Below are 17,643 nucleotides of genomic sequence, written 5' to 3'. Positions count from 1 at the left end.
GGCAATCGGCGGCCATCGGCGGTAAATAGGACGGGTCCGAATACTTATTCTTGATCGCCGTTGCTCTCGGATTCGTCCGGCAACGGATCGTCGGGAAGTGAGTCGAGGTCGCGCGACAGCTCTTTGAGGAACCTGTCGCCGGTCGCCAGACGCCGGCCGAGATTCTGCTGCCTTTCCACCTCTCCTTTTTGCTACCGAAGTTGCGATCAGGCTTGTCGCACGTTATTGATGGTCATGCCCTATGTTAAAAATGACGACGTTCTCGTGAGGTATGAGACGTTTGGTGATGAAACGAACCTGCCTCTTGTCCTGATCTTTGGCATCAGCATGACCTGTGAGGACTGGTTAGAACTTGGCTACATCTCAGGATTGGCTAAGGAATTTCATGTCGTATGTGTCGAACCTCGCGGGCACGGGCTAAGCACATGCCCCACGAATTCGTCCTCTTACGCATTGCCCAAAATGGCTTCTGACATTGAAACGGTAATCAACACCCTAGATCTAGTAAATCCATTAGTCTGGGGATACTCGCTCGGCGCAAAAATAGCGCTCGCTGCCGCCGTTCAAAATCCAGAGGCTTATCGAGGATTGATTCTTGGGGGGTTCGAGCTTCACTCTGAAGTCGATTTGGCGACAGATATGGTTGCCGAAACATTTTCCAGTGGAGCACAAGCTTGGCTTGCTGTTTGGATGCAAATGTTCGATGTGCCGGACGGCATGGCCACCCGTCTTGCTCGCGTCAACACCAACGCACTTCATGCATTACGCACCGCTGAAGCTGAATGGCCGCCCTTGGGTGCGGCTTCTGAGTCGTTCACTGCGCCAGTTTTACTTTATGCAGGCGAAAAGTGCTTTTTTCGGAATGCAACAGCCGCCGCCGTCGCACATTTCCCATCAGCACGGTATCTCGAACGCCCTGGGCGAAATCACTTTGATCTGATGCCTGATAGCGCGTGGATAACCGGAGAGGTAGTTCAGCAATTCGGAAGCTCTAGATAACATTGATGCGTTGACGGAGAGAAGTAGGCGAACCTAGCGCCGCGCATAGCGACTATAGTCGGTGCAATAATCTTCATCAGCGCTCCTGCGTTGGATGATTGTTCAACCCCGGAAGACCTTCTTCAGGCCCAACATCTCTCGTAATCTCCTTCAAGAACCTGTCGCCCGTCGCCAGACGCCGGCCGAGATTCTGCATGAATCCTTCAAACCGTTCCGCACCTTTCGCGCGGGCAGCAGATTGCGCGGCTCCTGAAAGCGGCGGCGTGATGGTCATCCAGAAATGGATGAACTGCGCGACCGTCTCGCCGAGGACGGCGAGATCTAGGTCGAGCGTGTCGATCTGGCGGCCGAGTTTATCCAAGCGGCGAGACATGGCGGCTTCAAGCTGGTCGTCGGCATCGCCGGACAGGTAGGACATGACCGCCGCCTCCACGATGGCGGATTTCGAGACATTGCGGCGCAGCGCCGCCGAGCGGCGCAGCGCCATCGCCTCGATCTGCGGGATGAGCGCTGGGTCGAAATAGAGATTCAGGCGGGTGCGTGTGGTCATAGGCGTGTCCTCAAAGCTCGATTCCATCATCGGGGTTCATCGCCACCTGCCGCGCCACCATCCTCATGCGCTGGCGGATAGTGCGGGCCTTGGCCGCGTCAACATCCGGCTCGTCGTCCAGAATGTCGAACTCCTGTTCGGGGGATGGCGGCGGGGTGACGATTTCCTCATGCTCGGGCAATTCCGGCTCGCGGCGGATGCCGGCGTTGGCCGGATCGCCCTCGGTCGCATCTGCGGCGACCGTTGCGGAACGGCTTCCCGCCGCGACCACGCGGCCGGACCAGTCATCGGCGGATGGGCTGGGCGCCAGCGGAGCGGCGACCAGATCGGGCGGGGTCAGGATGCGTTCCTGAAACCGCGCATCCTCGAAATAGCGGGCCTTGGTTGCGCGGATCGGCGGCGTGCCCGCGACCATGACGATTTCGTCGGTTGGCGGAAGCTGCATGATCTCGCCCGGCGTGAGCAGCGGCCGAGCCGTCTCCTGCCGTGAAACCATCAAGTGACCTAACCACGGTGCAAGGCGATGGCCGGCGTAGTTGGTGGAATCGCGCAACTCGGTCGCGGTGCCAAGCGCGTCGCTCACCCGCTTGGCCGTCCGCTCGTCATTCGTGGCGAAGCTGACGCGGACGTGGCAGTTGTCGAGGATGGCGTTGTTCGGCCCATAGGCGCGCTCGATCTGGTTGAGGCTCTGCGCGATCAGGAAGCCTTTGATTCCATACCCCGCCATGAAGGCGAGCGCCGATTCAAAGAAGTCGAGCCGGCCGAGCGCCGGAAACTCGTCCAGCATCAACAGCAGGCGATGGCGCTTGCCGGAGGTGGTCAGTTCCTCGGTCAACCGCCTGCCGATCTGGTTGAGGATCAGGCGGATAAGCGGCTTGGTGCGGTTTATGTCGGACGGCGGCACGACCAGATAGAGCGTGACGGGCCGGCGGCTGCCGACCAGATCGGCAATGCGCCAGTCGCATCGTGCCGTCACCTGCGCCACCACGGGATCGCGGTAGAGGCCGAGAAATGACATGGCTGTGGAAAGGACGCCGCTGCGCTCGTTCTCGCTCTTGTTCAGCAGCTCGCGGGCCGACGACGCGATGACGGGATGAACGCCAGCCTCGCCGAGATGCGGCGTATCCATCATGGCGCGCAAGGTCGCCTCGACCGGGCGACGCGGATCGGACAGGAAGTTGGCAACGCCCGCCAAGGTCTTGTCCTTCTCCGCATAGAGGACATGCAGGATCGCGCCGACCAGCAGCGAATGACTGGTCTTTTCCCAATGGTTCCTTTTGTCCAAGCTGCCTTCGGGATCGACCAGAATATCCGCGATGTTCTGCACGTCGCGGACTTCCCATTCCCCTTGCCGGACCTCCAGCAGCGGGTTGTAGGCCGACGATCTGGCGTTGGTTGGATCGAACAGCAGCACGCGGCCATGCTTCGCGCGGAAGCCCGCTGTCAGCGTCCAGTTTTCGCCTTTTATGTCGTGGACGATGGCGGATGCGGACCATGTCAGCAGCGTCGGCACCACCAGCCCGACACCTTTGCCGCTGCGCGTCGGGGCGAAGCATAGGACATGCTCCGGGCCATCATGGCGCAGGTAGTCCCGGTTGTATCGGCCGAGCAGGACGCCATCGGGACCGAGCAGGCCGGCGGTGCGGATTTCCCTATCCTCTGCCCATCGCGCCGAACCATAGGTGGCGACGTTGCGCGCCTCCCGTGCCCGGATGATCGACATGAGGATGGCGGCGGCGATGGCGAGGAAACCGCCCGATACGGCGATGATGCCGCCCTCGACGAAGATCGCGGGCGCGTAGGCGTCGAACGAAAACCACCACCAAAAGAAGGCCGGCGGATAATAGACCGGCAGGCCAACCAGCTCGAACCACGGATTGCCAAGCTGGGGCTGGAAGCCGAGACGAAACGCTACCCATTGCGTCGCCGCCCACGTCATCACCAAGACGATGGTGAAGACTACGGCGATCTGACCCCAAAGGATTCGGCCTCCGCGCAATGCAGGCTCCAGTCGGCAAAAGAGACGGAGCCGATCAGAGAGTAGGCAAAATCGGGACAGGCAACAGGAAAGCGGATGCGAGAGGGCTGCCGGATACTATCGGCGGCAAATAGGACGGGTTGCATTCACCGCCATCCGGCCGGGTGATCGCCGCTGCTCAACTGGTCGGGCGAATCGCCGCAATGGATGCCTCGGATAGCCCTCGCGTCATGTCGCCGCTGTCACATATGTAACTTGCATAATGGAAGTAACGCCATTATGGATGTGCCATGCAACGAACAAGCTTTCTATCATCCGAATGTCCCGCAGCCCGAGCGCTGGAAAGCGTCGGTGACTGGTGGAGCATCCTGATCCTGCGGGACGCCTTCCAAGGGTTGAGCAAATTCGATGAATTCGAGAAGAATCTCGGTATTTCCACGAACATTTTGGCGAGGCGATTGAAACATCTCACAGCCGAAGGGTTGTTTGAAAGGCAACGATACAATGATCATCCGCCTCGATTTGAATACGTCCTTACCGACAAGGGGCGAGATTTCTATCCGGTAGCAATCGCCCTGTTCGCATGGGGAAACCGGAATCTTGCGCCCAATGAAATAGCCATGCGCCTTGGCGACAGGGAAACCGGTAGGGAACGAAACGCCATCATAGTCGATGCGGATACTGGAGAAAAAATCACTCCTGAAAACACGGTTCTTCTAGCAGGCCCAGCGGCGACGGAAGAAACGATGCGCGTCATAAACCGTGTGAAGCGGGTAAACTCAGAAAAAGCGGAATAATCAAATGCGTCGAATTGTTATAACCGGCATGGGTCTGGTGGGCCCTCTTGGTTCCGGGACCGAAACAAGCTGGAAAAGGCTCTTGGAAGGAAAATCAGGAATTAGGAGTTTGCCCGATGAAATCTCCAGCGACCTGCCGGTGAAAATCGGAGGACTCGTTCCCAGCCTGATTGAAGATTCCGAAGCCGGTTTCGATCCCGATGTGATCGTTGACACAAAGGATCAACGAAAAATGGATCGCTTCATTCTGTTCGCACTAGCGGCCGCGATGGAGGCTCTTGAAACGGCGGGATGGCATCCTACGTGCGACTACGAACGTGAGCGCACGGCGACAATTATTGCCTCTGGTATAGGCGGATTTCCTGCAATTGCTTCAGCAGTTCGTATAACGGATACACGGGGAGCACGGAGGCTATCACCCTTTACCGTGCCATCGTTTCTGGCCAATCTCGCGGCAGGACATGTTACCATCAGGCATGGATTTACAGGTCCTATTGGCACGCCTGTAACCGCCTGCGCTGCCAGCGTTCAAGCCATCGGCGACGCCGCGCGGCTGATACGCTCTAACGAGGCCGACATCGCTCTGTGCGGCGGGGCAGAAGCATGCATTGATAAGGTTAGTCTTGGGGCATTTGCTGCCGCGCGAGCACTATCCACCGGCTACAATACTACCCCGGAACTGGCGTCGAGGCCGTTCGACACCGGGCGCGATGGTTTCGTAATGTCTGAAGGGGCGGGTCTGATCGTCATAGAGGAATTAGAACATGCCCTCGCTCGGGGTGCCAAGCCCCTAGCGGAATTGGTGGGATACGGCACAAGCGCCGATGCACATCATATGACTGCCGGTCCAGATGACGGCCGAGGCGCGGCCCGTGCGATGGGAATTGCACTCCACAGTGCTGGGTTGAAACCAATCGATATTCAACATTTGAACGCACATTCCACCTCCACCCCCGTAGGAGATCGAGGAGAAATTGCCGCGATACAATCCGTGTTCGGCAATCATGATGTGGTCGTAAGCGCCACGAAATCGGCTACGGGGCACCTACTTGGTGCCGCAGGCGGTATTGAGGCAATCTTCACGGTGCTCGCTTTGCGCGATCAAATTGCTCCCCCAACGAGAAATTTAGAAACCCCCGATCCTGTTGCCGCTGGTATCGACCTCGTTCGCCAATCTGCGCGGCCCATTCTCATGGAACATGCCATTTCCAACGGATTCGGCTTTGGCGGTGTTAATGCAAGTGTCGCTTTCCGGCGATGGCAGTAACAGTCCCGGACTGTGCTTCCGCAAACACTTCGGTTCGCTACGCAACGATGGTCAGATAACGCTTTTGAGAGGAAGGTCGAATAGAGCATTGATCCTATAGCGCCGGTCCTATCTGCCCGCGCAGACCTCGCTGCTGAGCTGGCGGTTGATGACCGGCCGCCACGGGACAAGGGTGCATTTATGGCTCTTTTCAACCACAGCGAACTGGCTGCTGGATAATTGTACGGTGCCGGTGGACTTGTCGCTCACGCCTTCGCTATCCGTGGTAGTATCGAACGGTAGTCCGTGCAGACCTTCCGGCCCATGTCGTTGGCGAGGCTGAGCAGGTTGCGAAGCGCCGCGCTGCGATTGGACGGCGACCAGACAGCCGAGAAGGCGACCGGCTCCGGCTCGTCGGTGAAGGGCAAAAAGACAATGCCGTTTGTCGGCAACAGCGCCGTGGCCGCGCCGACGATGGTGATGCCAAAGCCCTGTCCGACCAAAGACAAAAGGGTGCCACGCCCCACGTCGAAGCGCAGGATCGACGGCGCAGGCCAGCGCTCGGCATGGCGTAGCACGATATGGCTATGAACCTGCGGTCCAGTGCCGCCATGCCGGACAAGGAACGTCTCGCCTGCCAAATCGGGCCATGTGACGGCTGACCGCTTGGCGAGCGGATGCCGTTCCGGTAGCACCGCCAAGAGCGGTTCGGTCCATGTGCGACGGGAATGGCAGTCGGGTGGTTGGGGCGTGCCCGCGACGAACGCCACGTCCAACCTGCCGGCGCGAAGCTGCACCACCGCTTCACGGGCCGGGCCTTCGGCGATCTCGACTTCAACATCGGGGTAATCCTTGCGGTATTGGCCGATCAGCTTTGCGAGGAAGCTATGCGGAATCAGGGCATGGATACCGATACGAAGCCGGCCGCTTTCTCCGGCTGCCGCCATGCCGGCGGTTTTCACCGCATGGTCGAGTTGGTCAATACCTACGGCTATCCGCTCGACGAAATGGCGTCCGGCCTCGGTCAGCCGAACGCCGCGCGCATGACGCTCGAACAAGAGGATGCCGAGGTCTTCTTCCAGTGCCTTCACGCGGGCGCTGACGCTGGACTGTGCAACGCCGAGCGCGTTGGCGGCGTGACGGAAGTTGAGATATTCGGCGACAGCGAGAGTGTGAACTAAGGTCATCATTGGCACTCGCCCCGAAAGGAGATGATTGCTCAACAGATTTAATCCGTCATTTCTCCTAAGTCTACGCATGCCAAATCGCCATGACTAAATCACAATGAAGTTGCGAATGGTCTGCGTAGTATTGGCAGACATATTAAATAGAGGATCGCGCCGACAATCCAAACCCAACCGTTCCATGCCCCGGCGGTGGCAGAATAGAGTGCTGTGAAGCCAAGCGGTCCTGCGATAGAGCTTAGATTGGTGAGGCTCGTTAGCGTTCCTTGCAAAGCCCCTTGCTTGTTACTGCTGACATTGTTTGAGAGCATTGCCTGCAAGGCCGGCATGCCAACACCCCCGGCGGCAAGCAGCAACAGAATCGGGAACACCATCCATCCCTGCGTGGCAAAAGCCAGAAGAACGAAGCCAGTCGCATCCGCAGCCATGCCAAACAGCAGCGTGCGCCGCTCTCCAAGCCGGCTTGAAAGCGGGCCGGTAACAAACGCTTGGAAGATCGCATGTGTTGCCCCAAACGCCGCGAGCGACAAACCAACGGTCGCGGTGTTCCACTGAAAACGGTCCTCGCCATATATGACCCATAGGGCTGCAGGCACTTGGCCGATCAGTTGAATAATGAAGAAAACTGCGAAAAGCGCACCTAGCCCGCGCAATGCATCATCCAGCCGTAACAGAACGAATGGTTTGATGCGAACCGGCTTTCCGGTCCCGCCATGGCTGTGATGAGTCTCCTTGAGGAAAATGCAGGCAAGCAGGAACGCGAACCCGTTGAGAAGGGCGGCGGCGATAAACGGGGCATGAGCAGAGATACCACCGAGCATGCCACCAAGTGCTGGCCCGGCAATCATGCCCGCCCCATAACAGGCCCCCATGTAGCCGAACCAGCGTGCGCGAGAACCTTCCCCCGTCGAATCGGCAATGGTTGAGGCTGCTACAGCTCCGGTTGCGCCCGTGACGCCGGACACGAGTCGGCCGATATAGAGCACCCATAAGACCGGCGCTGATGCCATAATCGTGTAATCGACTGCGGCTCCTGCAAGAGAAGCCAGAAGTACCGGACGCCGACCGTAAGAATCCGAAAGCTGTCCAAGCATGGGCGCGAAGACGACCTGCATCAATGCATAGAGCGACAGCAAGGCACCATAGTGTCCAGCGACCTGCTCTGCTGGCACAAGCTCACGCAGAAGCGTCGGAAGGACGGGCATGATGAGGCCGAGACCCATGGCGTCAAGACCCACGATCAGCAGGGCAATGATGGCAGAGCTGCGCACCTGAAACTCCAGCGCCGCTCAATGGAGCGACTTTATCAACGATAAGGAGATGGACATAGAACTTATCGGTGATAAATTGTCAAGCACTGGCGAAGGAACGTGAATGACCAAACTGGACAAGGGCACCGTGATCGCGGCGGCGCTAGAGCTGTTGAACGAGGTTGGCATGGACAGCCTGACGACGCGGAAGCTCGCTGAACGCCTCAAGGTTCAGCAGCCTGCGCTTTACTGGCATTTCCAGAACAAGCGAGCGCTGCTTGATGCGCTCGCCGAGGCGATGCTGGCGGAACGCCATACCCGCTCGCTACCCGAAGAGAATGAGGACTGGCGGGTGTTCCTGAAAGAGAATGCCCTGAGCTTCAGAACGGCGTTGCTCTCTTATCGCGACGGCGCGCGTATCCATGCCGGCACTCGACCGACAGAACCGAATTTTGGCACCGCCGAGACGCAAATACGCTTTCTCTGCGCGGAGGGCTTTTGTCCGAAGCGCGCCGTTTGGGCGCTCCGGGCGGTCAGTCACTATGTGGTCGGTTCCGTTCTCGAGCAGCAGGCATCTGATGCCGATGAGAGAGTTCCGGACAGGCCAGATGTGTCCGAGCAAGCACCGTCGTCCTTCCTGCACGATCTGTTTCACGAGTTGGAAACAGACGGCATGGATGCTGCGTTCAACTTCGGACTCGACAGCCTCATCGCTGGTTTCGAGCGGCTGCGTTCATCTACAACAGATTAGAGGCTTATGCCCCTTTGCCGCCCCAACTGCCACGACACCGATCCGCTTTGCACGATGCCCATGACCTCACGGCCGAGCTGGCGGTCGATGACCGGCCGCCACGGGACAAGGGAAATGAGCGGTATCTTGCCAGACAGGATACCGCCATTCACGAGGTTTCGAAGATTATTGCGCCGCATCGGAGCGGGCTTGCTTCCAGTCGTCGGCTAGACGACTGGCGACTTCTCGGTGGCAGCATCACGGGATCGAAGGAGCGCCAGCCCCAACGACACCAGCACTGCCATTGCCGTGGCGTAACAAATCACGGGCCACGCTGTATCGCCGTTTAACAGCGTCACCGCCAATGTCCCGACGATACTGACTATCAGGCTTTGGATGCAGAAGTAGAACGCAACCGCTGATCCAGCGATGTCGTCGAACTGCGCAAGTGCGCCGTTGGCGGTAACGGACACCGTGAAGACAATGCCGACCGCGACAACCCACATCGGCAGGATGAAGCTGAAAAATGACGGCGATCCGAAAAGTTGGCCGATCCCCAACAGGATCGCGCCGGAAACGAGCAACGCCATCCCGCGCGCTACGCATCCCGCGATACCCCATTTGGCAACGAAGGACTTTGCGAAGCGGGTTGTCGTGACCATGACCAGCCCGACAGTCGCGAAGGCCAAGCTAAATCCGATCTCGGAATAGCCGGCTTGGCCTATGAGAACACGGGGGGCTGTCGAGAAGAAAACGAAGAATGTGCCCATGCCGGCACTAAATCCGACCGTGTAAACCCAAAAGGCCGGACTCGCGAAGATCGGCAAAACAGATCGTTGCGTTCTGGCCTGATCCAACGGTCGGGTTTCATGCCACCTGAAACTGGCGTTTAAGAGTGCGAGCGAAGCCAGTGCAGCCAGTGTGATGAAGATCGCCTGCCATCCCCAAAACTCGCCGATCAGCGCACCGGCTATAGGGCCGAGCGCAGGCACGAACGCCAGCATCGAACTGAAAAGGCCGTAGATGACGGCACCTTCGGGACGATTGGCATATACGTCGCGCACGGTCGCGAAGGTGGCCACCAGCATGGCCGATGCTCCAACAGCCTGAACCAGACGAAACGCAACAAAGGCTAATGCAGTTGAAGAACAAGCCGCTCCCAGAGACGCAGCAACGAAAGCCGTTGCGCCTACAAGCAGGATCGGCCGTCGCCCGACGCGATCGGAGAGTGGCCCAAAGATCACTTGGCCCACACCGAGCATCACCATGTAGAGGCTCAACGTGAGTTGGATTATGGATGGAGTCGTGTTCAGGACGCCCGGCATCGCCGGAACGACTGGAAGATAAATATCCATCGCCAGCGAGGCGAGGATGTCGAAGGGAGCCATAAGCAGCAAGGCTGCCGGCAGCGTATAGGCCCACGCGGGGCGTGTGGTGGTCATGACGAATCAACCGCTCGATTAAGGATACCGGGCAGCGTCTGCTCGTCAGCAATCAGATGGGATTGGTCTTACAGAGCGCCGCAACAACAATTCTGATGTTGCGGCTTACTTGTCTGCTGACTTGGAATTTCCCATGCTGATGGCTCCACGATTACGAAATTGAATAGCAGCTCTTATCGAATTAGTTGTTGCGTTGCAATGCGGTATCGTTGGCTCCTATAGCCCCAACCCCCGCTGCCGCCCTAACTGCCACGACACCGAACCGCCCTGCATGATACCCGCGACCTCGCGGCCGAGCTGGCGGTCGATGATCGGCCGCCACGGGACAAGGGTGAACTCGTGGCTCTTTTCCACGATGGCGAACTTGCCGCTCGTTAGCTGGACAGTCCCGGTGAACTTGCCGCTGACACTCTCACCATCCTTGGCGGCGCGGAACGGCAGCGCCTTGCCCTCGGCCATCTCCGCACCGGCGCGCGCAACTTCCCGCTCGCGCAGGGTGGCGAGAAGGTTGCGCCGGTAGAAGATTCGGCCGTCCCTGTTGCGCGTGGCGTCGCGCTGTTCGATATGATGCTCGCGGCGCTGGTCCATGGCTTCGCGGACCTGTTGCCCGAAGCCGGTCGGCGCAAGGTCGGCCGTTTCGCCATGGACCAATCGCCGGTCCAGCCATGTCGCGCAGTCCGAACGTATCTGCCTTTGCAGATCAACCGGGGAAAGCACGCGAACGCTGGCCTGCCGGTCGCGGCCGGTATCGTAATCAGCCGCGCGGCTGACCAGATCATCTGGGATGCGCCATTGGTCGGCGTCGATGCGCTCGACGATGCCGGCCCGGCGCAGCGCCTCCAGCCGCCGGACATGGGCATCGATATAGCCCTCATCGTCGCCGCCGGGAACGCGGCCCTCGAATTTCGCCTGCTCCAGATGGCGGCTCGGCCGATAGATGCCGTCCTCGGCGATGGCGGTGATGGTGCGGTCGGACGGCCGGGGTGCCACCTCGGCCGGGCCGATCTGGATGACGCTGCCAATGCGGGCGTCCTCCAGCCGCTCGGGCGTGATGCCGGCGATGTGGTGCGTCCTACCGTCGATCCCGTCCACCACGATTGTCAGGTTCTCGCCCAACTCGTCGGACAGGTGCTTGTCCACGACGCGGCCGACGATAGGCGTCTCGGGCGCTCCGTCATGGATTTGGAAGCTCATGGGATCGCGTTCGCCTGCCTGCGGGCCGAGCGCCTTCTGCATGGTGCGGATAATGTCGCCACGCTCGCCTAGCTCGCGCAGGGCCGGTTCCATGTCCTTGCTCAATTCCCAAACGGCGGGCGCGTGCTCGGTCGCCAGCCCCATCTTCTCCAGCTTGGTAAGGCGGCGCAGGCGCAAGGTGCGCTCGAACTGCCGCCTCGGCTCTGCCAGTTCATGGCGCAGGTCGAGGAAACGGGCATCGGCTTCCTCGACCATGGCGCGGTCGATCCGGGTGAAACGGTCTTGGTCGATCTCGGCGGATAGCTTGCGGGCCTGCTCGATCTCGGTCACGGGGCCGAGTTCGAGACTGGCAAGCTCGCTGGCGCGTTCGCGCAGGCCGGCGGAAAGGTAGTCGCCGTTGATGACTAGATCCCCGCCCATATCGTCGCGGCCGTTGACGACGATATGCACATGGGGATGGCCGGTGTTGTAGTGATTGACGGCAACCCAATCGAGTTTGGTGCCAAGGTCAGCTTCCACCTGTTTCATGAAATCGCGGGTGTAGGCCGTGAGGTCCGACAGCTCCGCCCCCTCCTCGGGCGAGACGATGAATCTGAATTGGTGGCGGTCGTCCTTGCCGCGATCAAGGAAGGCGTCGCCATCGGCGCGGTCCTCGGTCGCCGAATAGAGCCGGCCCCGCTCGCCGTCGCGTGAGGTTCCGTCACGCTGGACATAGCGCAGATGTGCACGGGCACGGCCGCCCTTCAATGCGGCCCTGACGCTGCGCTGCTTGACGATGACGCGGCGGCTGCCCGGCTGGCGATGATGCCAGTTGCCCGAGATATTGCGGGCACGCACGAAGCTCGCGCCCCGGCCGCGCTTCACGCCCTTGCCGCTGGCGACCACGGCACGGGACCGGCCCGACGATGACGGGCGGGCGGATGACGGCATGGAAGGGTCGCGGGAGGCTGCCGCCTGATGCTGCCGGGTGATCTTCCTGACCTGCGTGAAAAAGCTCTTGGTCTTGCCAGCCTTCGGCGTGTCGGATCGGATGCGGCCGGGCTTCGGTCGGAAGCGGTTTTCGTCGTCGGCGCTCAAGGGCGCGACTCCAGCCCAAACCGCCGGAAAACCGCCGATCTGCGCCTATGGTGCCGCTTGAAACCCTGCAAAGCCAAGGCTTTGCGCAAAATCGCGGCACGCGGCCCCTCAAAACCATGGTGCCGGAACCGGCCACCTAACCAGTGTGCAGACAACAACAATTTCCAGAAGCGGCCCGACATGGTGCCGTCTTCTTTAATCTTGCCCTCCGCCCTTTCTGCCTTTTCTGCCCCTCCTGCCGGGAATCCAGCCAGGCAAAATCCTGCCTGACTGGACACCGGAATGAGCGCCGCCGAGCGCGGGAACGCCGCCCTCATGGTGTTCCCGAACCGCTCGCGTCGGCGACGAAAATGCTGTCGCCCCGTGACTCCGCATCGACGGGATCGCGCGCCGGAACGGTCGCGCGGCCGTTGCCGGATCGTGCGTCGAACGGCGGCGCGGCGACAGCCCGCGCGTCGCCCGGACGCATGACGAACAGCGGTGCCTCGCGCCAATCAGGCGGCGGTGGCGGTGCCGATGACGGCGGCTCGGTTGCAGCCGCGCCGCCGAGGATCGGCGCAAGCGCGGCGACATAGGCCCGCGTTTCGGCCGGCAGCGTGCGGCCGGTCGCAAGGTATTCGTCATAGCGGCCGGGACCGGCATTGTAGGCCGCCAGCATCGCCGCGACATTGCCGTAGCGGTCGAACATTTCGCGCAGGTAGGCGGTGCCAGCGATGATGTTGTCTCGGGGGTCGTAGGGATCGCGGCCGAGGCTATTGCGGACGCGCAGGCCCGCCCATGTGTCGGGCATCACCTGCATCAATCCCATCGCCCCGGCCATTGAGACCGCGCGCACGTTGCCCGCGCTCTCTGCACGCAGCACGGCGCGAATCCAGTGCTCTGGGATGCCGAACCGCTGCGACGCCTCGGCGATGTGGGCCGCGTAGGGATGGGCTGCGGCCAGGCGCTCGACGGACGCGGATTGCGCGACCGCGACGCCTGATCCGGCGCAAACGGAAAGCGCGCCGGCCAGTATCAGGACGGCATAATGCGATGATCTGGCGCATCTAACGCCGCTACGGATTAACTGGCCGATATATGCCATGGAAATCTCCTCCCTGTGGATTTCATTGCTTCGGCGCGCGCCACTCGTAGCGGCCGACGCCTTCCTCATCGGTCCAGAGCGGGACCGCTCGGCCGATGACGGAAGCTGCGGGGGTGAGTCCGAAATAGCGGCCGTCGAGGCTGTCGCGGACGTCCCAATTCATGAGGAAAAGCTGGCCGTCGCCGATCACTCGGCACCCCTGCCAGACGGGCAGATCGCGGCCGAGGCTGTCGCGCTCCAGCGCCTCGCCCATCTCGATCCCGTTCACCGTGATCGTGGATCGCAAGCGGCAAACCCGCTGCCCCGGCAGGCCGACGACGCGCTTCAACAGCGGGACGCCGCGCGCGATATAGCCGCGCTCGACCATGAAGGCGGCGAGCGGTTCGGGCGGCATGACGGCGACCAGCTCGGGCACGTCGAGCGCATCGGCCGGCTCGACGGTGTAGAAGCCGATGGGCGCGCTGGCCGTCGCGTTCCAGATGAGTTTCACGGGCCAATCGACGGCGCTGGCGGCGGCGATGCCGATGGCGGCGAGCACCGTCACCGTGAGATAGCGACGGCGCATCATGGCCCGATCCTTCGGCGGTGAAGCCACGCGGCATGTCGCTCGGGCGTGTAGGCGTGCGGTTCCAGATTGGCGGTCAAACGGTTGTGGACGTGCCGCCAATGCTCCGGTGCGGCGTCGGCCGGATCGAGGCCGAGCGCATCCACGGCGTCGATGGCGGCAAGCGCGCGCCGCACCTTGGGCCAGCCGTCGAGGCGCAACAGGATTTCGCCGCCGGGGCGCACGAACGGCAATGTCTGGAACGGCTCGCCGCGACCGATTGCGCGCACAATGTCGATGCGCGAAACGACAGTGCCGTGCTCGCCGTTCGCCCATCGGACGAAGGCGAAGACACTGCCCGGCGCGAAGCCGACGACGCTGCGGCGGCGGTCGATGATCTGCTCGTAGCTCTTGCGGCCGAAACGTATCCAGTGCTCGACCTTGCGTTTCTCGAAGGTCAACTCGACCAATGTTGTGAAGGGCGCAGGCCCGTCCGGCAGCGGACGGCCGTGCGCGCTGCGATGGGCGCGACGGGTCATTGTGCGTCTCCGGCGATGTGCTGGTGGGGATTGCGCGCGTGCGCTGCGTCAACGGCGGGCGTCATGGCTCGCCGTTCCCGGCAGAACCGGCACCACGCTTCGCCTGCGCGCGCGTCAAAGAAAAAGAGTTAGATTCTCTGTTAGATAAGTTAGCGGTCGGATTCCGCTTTTCAGGCCAAAGCGTTAGCTGCGGTTCGTGCGCCTGATCTGCCGATAGTGGTGCGCCTGATGTGCCGATACCCCGTGCGCCTGATCTGCCGATGGCATTAACAGGGTTATCAACAGTGCCTGTTGACAGGCTTTCAGGGCGGATGCGCAGCAGCTCGCGGCCGTCTTCCCGCTCGATCTGGAGGCGGTAGCCGGGGAGCGGCTGGCGGGCCGCGATCCTGCGCAGGTCGAGCGCAAAGTCAGACGGCCGGGCGAGGCTGCCGGATTTCTGATGAAGGTGCCCGACCTCGAAAATCCAGCCGTGACGCTGGTGGCCGGCGTGCTTTCTGGCGACGCGGTAAAGCCACCGCTCGATGCCGCCAGTCAGTCGGAAATAGGCCGGGTCGATGGTCAGGACCAGCGAGCGGTCGATGACGCTGTTGTAGAACCATTCGGGCAGGACGAACTCCATGCCCTCGACACGGCCGGCGCGCGTCGTCATTTCCTCCCACTCGTTGATCCATGAGAATTGCCGGCGACGCCAATGCGGGCCGTTGCGGATGGTGGTGGCAATGACGGTCGATTGCAGCCGCGCCAGCGCGGCTTTCAAAAGCCGGTATTGGTGATTGCCGGTCGGGCGTCCGATGGCGCGCAACAGATGATAGGGCGTGAAGCGGACGAAGCGCGATGTTGCGAGGCGGTCATTCTCGGCCGCGACGATCTGCGAGGCCGCCCATATCAGCACATCGGCGTCCCATATGGTCGCCATCCCGTGCTCGGGCATCCCGAACACCTGCACCTCTATGTCGGCGGCCTTGTAGAGAATCGGCTTGGTGCGCGGGGTCTTCGCCAGCGAGAAGAACGGCCTTTCCATCAAGTCGCGCTGGTCGCGCGGCGGCGCATCGCCCGTTGCGACCACGAACGGGTCCAGGCGGCTGCGCTCGCTGGCCTCGGCCGGCTGCGCGGGGTTTTCATCGTCCTCGTGCAGCATCTAGCAGTCGCCCCGTTCTTCGGGCGTGAGGGGGCGCGCGGGAAAGACGGTGCCGGCAGTCTTGCCGCGGGTGGATTTGCGCTCGCCGGTCGCGCTCCAGTCTTCCAGATCGCGGACGGTGTAGAGGACGCGCCCGCCGACCTTGCGGTAGGTCGGCCCGGTGCCATAGGTGCGGTGTTTCTCAAGGGTGCGGATGGATATGCCGAGGAAGCGCGCGGCTTCCTTGGTGCGCAGCAGGCGCGGCGGCAGGCCCGCGAGCGGGTTGGCCATGGATCACCTCCAGTCGGGATTGGGCTGCCGGGGACGGCAGCGGACTGTGGCGAACCATGGCGAGGGATCGGCGGCGCGTAGCGTGCCGCATTTGCGCCTATGCGCTGGCGGCACCCCCTCTCGGGGCGATGCGCGGCCATTAGATGAGGGATTTCAGCGGCTCATTGCCTGCTGCGCCGAAAAGCCAGAGACATTCGCGCGCGGTTCGGCTAGAAATGTAGCCGGAGCAGACGCGCTGTTCCGGGGCTTAGTAACCCCTGACTAGCGGTTGGTGCCGGCCGTGACGGCACCATGATCCTCGAACCTATGGTCGGGGAGCCTATGGCGTATGTCCAAGGCTTCTCGCCCAAAGGTCATAGGGCCGTCTAGTCACGGTTACTAACTCCCCGATCACCAGGTTGAGGGGCCATTTGCGGGGGCGCACCGCAAGCAAGGCCCTTTCCAGATGAAGGGGAAGGCTATGCGGGTTCCCGTCGAACTCGATCCCGATGTGGACGACGAAGCGCCAATCGGCGACGCCATCACCATCTATGACGAACGGCACTACATCACCTATCTGCGGCTGCTCGATGCTAAGGCCGAGGGCGCGGACTGGAAGGAAGTCGCGCGGATCGTGCTGCACCGCGATCCGGTCGCCGAAGAACTTCGGACCTATCGTTGCTGGCAAAGCCATCTCGAACGCGCGCAATGGCTTTCGCGCGAGGGCTATTGGAAAATTCTGGAGCAGGCGGCAGCCAACAAGGTGTGAGGTTAACGTCCGAGAACGATCAGCTCTTGTCGGGCTTGATCGGATAGTGGAGCAGCAAGCGATAGCCGTCGCGCATCATCTTAATGCCATGCGCGACCAATCGGCGGGCCTTGTTCTTGCGCGGGTCGGTCTCGAAATCCTCTTTGGTGCCGTGAAAGGCGAGAAGGACTTCGGCGATGGTGCGATAGCTCTCGCCATGGAGCCGAGCGTCGAGCGCGCGTAGCGACAGGATATGCCATTGCCGGAGTTGAGCGGGGACAACCCGGAAATCCGGACCGGGTGCGCGGCCGGTTAGAGATCGCCAGAAACGGCGTGCCGCGTGCGTGCGTAGCTCCAGAAATGAATCCATCGGCAGCGTGACGGCGTAAAACGCGGCGGCGTCCGGCACGGCCTCGCGCAGCCAGAATTGATGCGCAACGCCATCCACCTGCCAGATGCCGTGCCAGCCATCGGCGGCGCGGCGCAGGTCGAGGCTGTCAAGATGCGCCAATGTCAATATTGGCTCTGTGTCGTCATCCTTGTGATCGACCGGCGACAACATCACGGCTTGCGGATGAAGTCGCGGACACCAGATCGGCGATTGCCAGTCATGCGGCGCGTCGGGATCGCAAGGGAAATCGCAGCCCCCAGCGATGCGTGAACGCTTCAAGTTCACGGGCAGCCGCCCCTCCGGTCGATGCGATGGTCAGGCAGTCCCGACGATATTCGTCGTTGCGGCGCAAATATTCCCAAGCGAAACCAGCGGCAGGGATGTGCTTTGTGTGCCCGTATGCCGCCGGTGATCGCCAATCGATGCTGAGCATGGCGTCACCTCCCCAAGCCGGGATGCTGGGCAGCGCCCGACAAAGAGAGGTTCAAGGATCACTGGAAATA

The 17,643-nt window shown here is 61.4% G+C and carries 20 protein-coding genes and 3 pseudogenes; 5 read left to right on the top strand and 18 right to left on the bottom strand.

The genetic code is table 11. The annotated features are described in order from the left end of the window. Positions 1-44: 44 nt before the first annotated feature. Positions 45-179 (bottom strand): hypothetical protein, encoded by a 135-nt coding sequence (locus E4A53_RS15000; protein ID WP_255302509.1) that lies wholly within the window; start codon positions 177-179, stop codon positions 45-47. Between the two features lie 49 nt (positions 180-228). Here E4A53_RS15000 and E4A53_RS04090 point away from each other — a divergent pair, with 49 nt between their 5' ends. Continuing rightward, a complete protein-coding gene (locus tag E4A53_RS04090; protein ID WP_031623917.1) occupies positions 229-999 on the top strand; it encodes an alpha/beta fold hydrolase in 771 nt (256 codons plus the stop codon). A 76-nt stretch (positions 1,000-1,075) separates the two neighbouring features. Here the strand turns inward: E4A53_RS04090 and E4A53_RS04085 are convergent, their stop codons facing one another. Next, complete coding sequence (locus E4A53_RS04085) at positions 1,076-1,549, bottom strand: hypothetical protein (RefSeq protein ID WP_029074263.1); 474 nt, start codon at positions 1,547-1,549, stop codon at positions 1,076-1,078. A 10-nt stretch (positions 1,550-1,559) separates the two neighbouring features. After that, a complete protein-coding gene (locus tag E4A53_RS04080) occupies positions 1,560-3,548 on the bottom strand; it encodes a conjugal transfer protein TraG (protein ID WP_029074264.1) in 1,989 nt (662 codons plus the stop codon). Positions 3,549-3,817: 269 nt separating this feature from the next. Between E4A53_RS04080 and E4A53_RS04075 the strand changes: the two genes are divergently transcribed. Beyond that, positions 3,818-4,324, top strand: coding sequence for a winged helix-turn-helix transcriptional regulator (locus E4A53_RS04075; protein ID WP_031623797.1), 507 nt, complete (start codon positions 3,818-3,820; stop codon positions 4,322-4,324). 4 nt (positions 4,325-4,328) lie between these two features. Continuing rightward, positions 4,329-5,591, top strand: coding sequence for a beta-ketoacyl-ACP synthase II (gene fabF / locus E4A53_RS04070; protein WP_136161841.1), 1,263 nt, complete (start codon positions 4,329-4,331; stop codon positions 5,589-5,591). Positions 5,592-5,714: 123 nt separating this feature from the next. Here fabF and E4A53_RS14850 read toward each other — a convergent pair. The 3 genes and pseudogenes from E4A53_RS14850 to tet(G) form a co-directional block, all read right to left on the bottom strand. Next, positions 5,715-5,900, bottom strand: a pseudogene (locus E4A53_RS14850) (DUF3363 domain-containing protein); the annotation flags it as partial. After that, positions 5,837-6,760 carry a LysR family transcriptional regulator gene (locus E4A53_RS14845; protein WP_028657710.1) on the bottom strand — a complete coding sequence of 308 codons (924 nt, stop codon included), beginning with the start codon at positions 6,758-6,760 and terminating at the stop codon, positions 5,837-5,839. The gene E4A53_RS14845 and the pseudogene E4A53_RS14850, both read right to left, overlap by 64 nt. A gap of 89 nt (positions 6,761-6,849) precedes the next feature. Continuing rightward, positions 6,850-8,025 (bottom strand): tetracycline efflux MFS transporter Tet(G), encoded by a 1,176-nt coding sequence (gene tet(G) / locus E4A53_RS04055; RefSeq protein WP_001257840.1) that lies wholly within the window; start codon positions 8,023-8,025, stop codon positions 6,850-6,852. A gap of 103 nt (positions 8,026-8,128) precedes the next feature. Here tet(G) and tetR(G) point away from each other — a divergent pair, with 103 nt between their 5' ends. Next, on the top strand, positions 8,129-8,755 hold the full coding sequence (tetR(G), locus tag E4A53_RS04050; RefSeq protein WP_000163574.1) for a tetracycline resistance transcriptional repressor TetR(G): 627 nt from the start codon (positions 8,129-8,131) through the stop codon (positions 8,753-8,755). Here the strand turns inward: tetR(G) and E4A53_RS14755 are convergent. The 10 genes and pseudogenes from E4A53_RS14755 to E4A53_RS04005 all read right to left on the bottom strand — a co-directional run. After that, positions 8,752-8,868, bottom strand: a pseudogene (locus tag E4A53_RS14755) (DUF3363 domain-containing protein); the annotation flags it as partial. The gene tetR(G) and the pseudogene E4A53_RS14755 sit on opposite strands and share 4 nt — an antisense overlap. 93 nt (positions 8,869-8,961) lie before the next feature. Continuing rightward, positions 8,962-10,176 carry a chloramphenicol/florfenicol efflux MFS transporter FloR gene (gene floR / locus E4A53_RS04040; RefSeq protein WP_084929431.1) on the bottom strand — a complete coding sequence of 405 codons (1,215 nt, stop codon included), beginning with the start codon at positions 10,174-10,176 and terminating at the stop codon, positions 8,962-8,964. Between the two features lie 216 nt (positions 10,177-10,392). Continuing rightward, complete coding sequence (locus E4A53_RS14840) at positions 10,393-11,625, bottom strand: DUF3363 domain-containing protein (RefSeq protein WP_268905781.1); 1,233 nt, start codon at positions 11,623-11,625, stop codon at positions 10,393-10,395. A gap of 174 nt (positions 11,626-11,799) precedes the next feature. Further along, positions 11,800-12,300: pseudogene (locus E4A53_RS15080) on the bottom strand (relaxase/mobilization nuclease domain-containing protein); the annotation flags it as partial. A 143-nt stretch (positions 12,301-12,443) separates the two neighbouring features. Continuing rightward, on the bottom strand, positions 12,444-12,764 hold the full coding sequence (locus E4A53_RS04030; protein WP_136161840.1) for a hypothetical protein: 321 nt from the start codon (positions 12,762-12,764) through the stop codon (positions 12,444-12,446). Then, complete coding sequence (locus tag E4A53_RS04025) at positions 12,761-13,531, bottom strand: lytic transglycosylase domain-containing protein (protein ID WP_206366229.1); 771 nt, start codon at positions 13,529-13,531, stop codon at positions 12,761-12,763. Before E4A53_RS04025 ends, E4A53_RS04030 begins: the two co-directional genes overlap by 4 nt. A gap of 22 nt (positions 13,532-13,553) precedes the next feature. Continuing rightward, a complete protein-coding gene (locus tag E4A53_RS04020; RefSeq protein WP_136161839.1) occupies positions 13,554-14,099 on the bottom strand; it encodes a S26 family signal peptidase in 546 nt (181 codons plus the stop codon). Continuing rightward, positions 14,096-14,614, bottom strand: coding sequence for a DUF2840 domain-containing protein (locus E4A53_RS04015; protein WP_136161838.1), 519 nt, complete (start codon positions 14,612-14,614; stop codon positions 14,096-14,098). Before E4A53_RS04015 ends, E4A53_RS04020 begins: the two co-directional genes overlap by 4 nt. A gap of 61 nt (positions 14,615-14,675) precedes the next feature. Then, positions 14,676-15,752, bottom strand: coding sequence for a replication initiator protein A (locus E4A53_RS04010; protein ID WP_136161837.1), 1,077 nt, complete (start codon positions 15,750-15,752; stop codon positions 14,676-14,678). Beyond that, the gene (locus E4A53_RS04005; RefSeq protein ID WP_136161836.1) at positions 15,753-16,022 is read right to left on the bottom strand and encodes a helix-turn-helix transcriptional regulator; all 270 of its coding nucleotides are present in this window, start codon (positions 16,020-16,022) and stop codon (positions 15,753-15,755) included. Positions 16,023-16,482: 460 nt separating this feature from the next. Here E4A53_RS04005 and E4A53_RS04000 point away from each other — a divergent pair, with 460 nt between their 5' ends. Next, positions 16,483-16,770 carry a DUF2285 domain-containing protein gene (locus E4A53_RS04000; protein ID WP_136161835.1) on the top strand — a complete coding sequence of 96 codons (288 nt, stop codon included), beginning with the start codon at positions 16,483-16,485 and terminating at the stop codon, positions 16,768-16,770. 19 nt (positions 16,771-16,789) lie between these two features. Here E4A53_RS04000 and E4A53_RS03995 read toward each other — a convergent pair whose 3' ends face one another. Then, positions 16,790-17,425, bottom strand: coding sequence for a DUF2285 domain-containing protein (locus E4A53_RS03995; protein ID WP_239018125.1), 636 nt, complete (start codon positions 17,423-17,425; stop codon positions 16,790-16,792). Then, positions 17,358-17,573, bottom strand: coding sequence for a transcriptional regulator domain-containing protein (locus E4A53_RS15075; protein WP_136161833.1), 216 nt, complete (start codon positions 17,571-17,573; stop codon positions 17,358-17,360). The genes E4A53_RS03995 and E4A53_RS15075 overlap by 68 nt, the downstream gene beginning before the upstream one ends. Between the last annotated feature and the right edge of the window lie 70 nt (positions 17,574-17,643).

The organism is Sphingomonas flavalba, assembly GCF_004796535.1.
In the GTDB taxonomy this organism is placed as follows: Bacteria; Pseudomonadota; Alphaproteobacteria; order Sphingomonadales; family Sphingomonadaceae; genus Sphingomonas_L; species Sphingomonas_L flavalba.
Note: the sequence above shows the minus strand (reverse complement) of the source record. Positions and strands in the feature narration are given on the sequence as shown.

Bases quoted from the DNA above. Each gene is read 5' to 3' on its own strand.
- floR (WP_084929431.1), bottom strand. From the start codon at position 10,176: ATGACCACCACACGCCCCGCGTGGGCCTATACGCTGCCGGCAGCCTTG.
- E4A53_RS04090 (WP_031623917.1), top strand. From the start codon at position 229: ATGGTCATGCCCTATGTTAAAAATGACGACGTTCTCGTGAGGTATGAG.
- E4A53_RS04075 (WP_031623797.1), top strand. From the start codon at position 3,818: ATGCAACGAACAAGCTTTCTATCATCCGAATGTCCCGCAGCCCGAGCG.
- E4A53_RS04025 (WP_206366229.1), bottom strand. From the start codon at position 13,531: ATGGCATATATCGGCCAGTTAATCCGTAGCGGCGTTAGATGCGCCAGA.
- E4A53_RS14845 (WP_028657710.1), bottom strand. From the start codon at position 6,760: ATGATGACCTTAGTTCACACTCTCGCTGTCGCCGAATATCTCAACTTC.
- E4A53_RS04015 (WP_136161838.1), bottom strand. From the start codon at position 14,614: ATGACCCGTCGCGCCCATCGCAGCGCGCACGGCCGTCCGCTGCCGGAC.
- E4A53_RS15075 (WP_136161833.1), bottom strand. From the start codon at position 17,573: ATGCTCAGCATCGATTGGCGATCACCGGCGGCATACGGGCACACAAAG.
- fabF (WP_136161841.1), top strand. From the start codon at position 4,329: ATGCGTCGAATTGTTATAACCGGCATGGGTCTGGTGGGCCCTCTTGGT.
- E4A53_RS04020 (WP_136161839.1), bottom strand. From the start codon at position 14,099: ATGATGCGCCGTCGCTATCTCACGGTGACGGTGCTCGCCGCCATCGGC.
- E4A53_RS04010 (WP_136161837.1), bottom strand. From the start codon at position 15,752: ATGCTGCACGAGGACGATGAAAACCCCGCGCAGCCGGCCGAGGCCAGC.
- E4A53_RS04030 (WP_136161840.1), bottom strand. From the start codon at position 12,764: ATGAGGGCGGCGTTCCCGCGCTCGGCGGCGCTCATTCCGGTGTCCAGT.
- E4A53_RS04000 (WP_136161835.1), top strand. From the start codon at position 16,483: ATGCGGGTTCCCGTCGAACTCGATCCCGATGTGGACGACGAAGCGCCA.
- E4A53_RS04005 (WP_136161836.1), bottom strand. From the start codon at position 16,022: ATGGCCAACCCGCTCGCGGGCCTGCCGCCGCGCCTGCTGCGCACCAAG.
- E4A53_RS04085 (WP_029074263.1), bottom strand. From the start codon at position 1,549: ATGACCACACGCACCCGCCTGAATCTCTATTTCGACCCAGCGCTCATC.
- E4A53_RS14840 (WP_268905781.1), bottom strand. From the start codon at position 11,625: ATGGTCGAGGAAGCCGATGCCCGTTTCCTCGACCTGCGCCATGAACTG.